The organism is Natrinema soli (assembly GCF_028618695.1).
The window spans coordinates 1-3,301 of record NZ_JAQIVI010000769.1 but is presented as its reverse complement, the minus strand read 5'-3'; the positions used below and the strand labels follow the sequence as shown (position 1 = coordinate 3,301).

5 protein-coding genes are annotated in these 3,301 nt (G+C 66.2%); 1 reads left to right on the top strand and 4 read right to left on the bottom strand.

Translation table 11 applies throughout. The features are described 5' to 3' along the window. A partial coding sequence (gene pyrE / locus PGX04_RS31995) for an orotate phosphoribosyltransferase (RefSeq protein ID WP_273742162.1) occupies nucleotides 1–395 on the bottom strand: 395 nt, incomplete at its 3' end. A gap of 117 nt (nucleotides 396–512) precedes the next feature. Between pyrE and PGX04_RS31990 the strand changes: the two genes are divergently transcribed. Further along, complete coding sequence (locus tag PGX04_RS31990; RefSeq protein WP_273742161.1) at nucleotides 513–1,472, top strand: alpha/beta hydrolase; 960 nt, start codon at nucleotides 513–515, stop codon at nucleotides 1,470–1,472. Between the two features lie 190 nt (nucleotides 1,473–1,662). Here the strand turns inward: PGX04_RS31990 and PGX04_RS31985 are convergent, their stop codons facing one another. The 3 genes from PGX04_RS31985 to PGX04_RS31975 all read right to left on the bottom strand — a co-directional run. Then, nucleotides 1,663–1,926: a lipoyl domain-containing protein gene (locus PGX04_RS31985; RefSeq protein ID WP_273742160.1), complete on the bottom strand. Its 264-nt coding sequence runs from the start codon at nucleotides 1,924–1,926 to the stop codon at nucleotides 1,663–1,665. Further along, on the bottom strand, nucleotides 1,923–2,966 hold the full coding sequence (locus PGX04_RS31980; RefSeq protein ID WP_273742159.1) for an alpha-ketoacid dehydrogenase subunit beta: 1,044 nt from the start codon (nucleotides 2,964–2,966) through the stop codon (nucleotides 1,923–1,925). The genes PGX04_RS31985 and PGX04_RS31980 overlap by 4 nt, the downstream gene beginning before the upstream one ends. Then, the coding region (locus PGX04_RS31975) for a thiamine pyrophosphate-dependent enzyme (protein WP_273742158.1) at nucleotides 2,966–3,301 on the bottom strand (336 nt) is incomplete at its 5' end. The genes PGX04_RS31980 and PGX04_RS31975, both read right to left, overlap by 1 nt.

The following is a 3,301-nucleotide window of genomic DNA, read 5'->3' as shown; positions in this document are numbered from 1 at the left end:
TCCCGGAGCGCCTCGACGGCCTCGACGAGGCTCGTTCCCGTCGTCACGATGTCCTCGACGATGACGACCTCCTCGCCCTCCACGCGGCGGCCCTCGATCAGGTTCCCCGTGCCGTACTCCTTGCGCTGCTTGCGCGCGATGACGTAGGGGACGCCGGCCGCGACGCTCGTTGCGGCGGCAAGTGGTACCCCGCCCAGCGCGACGCCGCCGAGTTTGTCGTCGGTCTCGAGTCGGTCCGCGAAGGCCCCGGCGACTACCTCGAGGCAGTCCGGGTCGGTCTCGAAGAGGTACTTGTCGACGTAGTACTCGCTGGTGCCGCCGTGGGAGAGTTCGAACTCGCCGAACTGGACGGCCTCGGCCGCGCGAAGGGCGTCGATGAGCTCCTGATTCGCCATTGCTCCAGAGAGCGCGCCGAACCGAAATAAGCGGTGTGGAACGGGACGCTGGAAGGGAACGAGCGGAAAATGCCAGTACATATATATTTTTATAGCTGCCAGCGTGTGTATTCCCTCATGACACCATCCAGTGCAGACGAGCCGCATCCGGACGTGCAGGCGTTTCTCGAACTCTACGAATCGCTCGACACGCCGGAGTTCAGCGAGATCACGCCCGAGGAGGCTCGACGGATGTTCGAGGAGATGCGCGTCGTGGAGGAGCCCGACATCGACCTCCCGTCCGTCGAGGACCACACTATCGACGGGCCACACGGCGATCTCTCGGTCCGGAGCTACGATCCCGGCACCGAGGGCGAGAACCGGCCGCTACTCCTGTACTTCCACGGGGGCGGGTGGGTCGTCGGCAGCATCGATACCCACGACGGCGTCTGTCGAAAGCTGGCCGACGACACCGGCTATCCCGTCGTCAGCGTCGACTACGGGCTCGCGCCGGATCACCCCTTCCCCGAGGGGTTACAGGACTGTTACGCCGCGCTCGAGTGGGCGGCTGCGGAAGCCGACGAACTGAACGCGGATCCGGAGAAGATCGTCGTCGGTGGCGACAGCGCCGGCGGCGGCCTCGCGGCGGGACTGTCGCTGCTCGCCCGAGATCGGGGCGGCCCCGAGATCGCGTATCAGCTGTTGCTCTATCCCAGCGTCGGCGACGCGACCGTGACTGCGGCCTACGAGGAGAACAAGGAGGGCTACTTCCTCACGGAAGACGACATGGAGTGGTTCCGCGGCCACCTCTACGAAAGCGAGATCGACCTCGGAAACGTCTACGCGCTGCCGCTCCGCGCGAACGATCTCTCGGAACTCCCGCCGGCGACGATCATCACCGCCGGCTTCGATCCGCTGCGCGACGTCGGTGCGAAGTACGCCGATCGGCTCGCGGACGCCGGCGTCCCCGTCGAGTACCACAACTACGACGACATGATCCACGGCTTCTTCAGCATGATCTCGGACCCGATGGATCTGGATCGGGCGCACGAAGCCCACGAGGCCGCCGTCGCGGACATAGACGCGGCGCTCGAGTGAGTAGCGATACCGCTCGAGACCGTGTTCGGTAGCGGACCCACTCGAGAGAGCGATCGCGCTTCGCGGACGGGACGATCCGACCCGCCGTCGGTCTCCGTCGACTGATCCTCGCTCCGGTCGGACTCCGTCTCTGTGGGTGGCATAGATGTGAGGGGCGTTCCGTCGTGCGCGTTCGAGGGGCCGGACGCCGCTACTCCGGGCGGATCCAGGCGAGGACGTCGCCCCGCTCGAACTCGTCGTCTTCCTCGAGGACGATCTCGTCGAGCGTGCCCGTCACCGGTGCGGGGACGTCGACGCTCACCTTTTCGACCTGATATTCACAGAGGGGGTCGCCTTCCTCGACGCGACTTCCGTCGCTCAGGAACCAGTTGATGACGACTCCCTCGTCCTCGTCCGCATCGTCGGGCCAGACGTCGGCCGTATCGACGGCGACGCGCTCGTCGTTCGCGCTCATTCGTTCGATCGAACGGTTCGAATCGCGTTCGTGATGTCGTCCGCGTCGGGAACGACCTCGTTCTCCATCGGCCGCGCGTACGGGATCGGGACGTCGGGAACGGCGACTCGCTCGACGGCCTCGAGGTCGTCGAGACCACTTTCGGCCACGCGCGCGATAATCTCACCAGTGACGCCGTAGGACTGGTAGTCCTCGTCGACGACGACCAGATGGCCGGTCTTGGCCACTGATTCACGGACGGTCTCGGTGTCGAGGGGAACGAGCGTTCGGAGGTCGACGACCTCGACGTCGATCCCGTCGTCGGCGAGCGATTCGGCGGCCTCGAGCGCGCGGTGGACGTGCAGTCCGAGCGTGACGACGGTCGCGTCAGCCCCCTCGCGTTTGACGTCGGCGCTGCCGAACGGGATCGTATATTCGTCTTCGGGAACGCCGGTCTTCGGGCCGTCCGGTGCGGGAAGCCAGCCGATCCCCATCAGCCGCTTGTGGAACAGGTAGACGACCGGGTCGTCGTCGCGAATGGCGTTGTGCATCAGCCCCTTCGCGTCGTAGGCGGTCGACGGCACGACGACCTTCATTCCCGGTAGATGAGCGAACGTTCCGTAGAGCGTCTGAGAGTGCTGGGCGGCGTCGTTGTACGTCCCGCCGACGGCGGCGGTCAGCACCATCGGGACGCTCACGTTCCCGCCACTCATATAGGTGTTCTTGGCCAGCTGGTTGTAGATCTGATCCATGCCGACGCCGAAGAAGTCGACGAACATGAGCTCCGCAATCGGCCGCATCCCCGCCTGCGCCGCCCCGACGGCGGCGCCGATGTAGGCCGTCTCGCTGATGGGGACGTCCATGATGCGGTCGTGGCCGAACTCCTCGAGCAGGCCCTCGGTGCTGTCGAAGATTCCGCCGTAGTCCGCGACGTCCTCGCCCATGTAGAAGACCTCGTCGTCGTCGCGCATCTCGTGGGCGATCGCCTCGACCATCGCCCGGCTCATCGTAAGCGATCGATCCGTCTGCCGTCCCTGTCGTTCCGGTTCCTCTTGTGCCATCAGTCGTCACCTCCGGTCTCCGCGACGGACGGCTCGCTCTCGGTCACGCCCGACGGCGGGTTCACGAACACGTCCTCGTAGGCCGCGTCCGGCTCGGGTTCGGGCTGGTCCTTCGCCCACTCGATCGCCTCCTCGACGCGCTCGCGGGCGCTCGAGCGAAGGTCGTCGATCGTCTCGTCGGATACGTCGTGGGCCCGAAGCTCGCTCGCCAGTCGCTCGATCGAGTCCCGCTGCTCGGCCGCCTCCTTGTCCTCGTCGGGGCGGTAGCCCTCCGCGTCGCCCATGAAGTGGCCCATGCGTCGGTGGACCTGGACCTCGAGCAGCGTCGGTCCGTT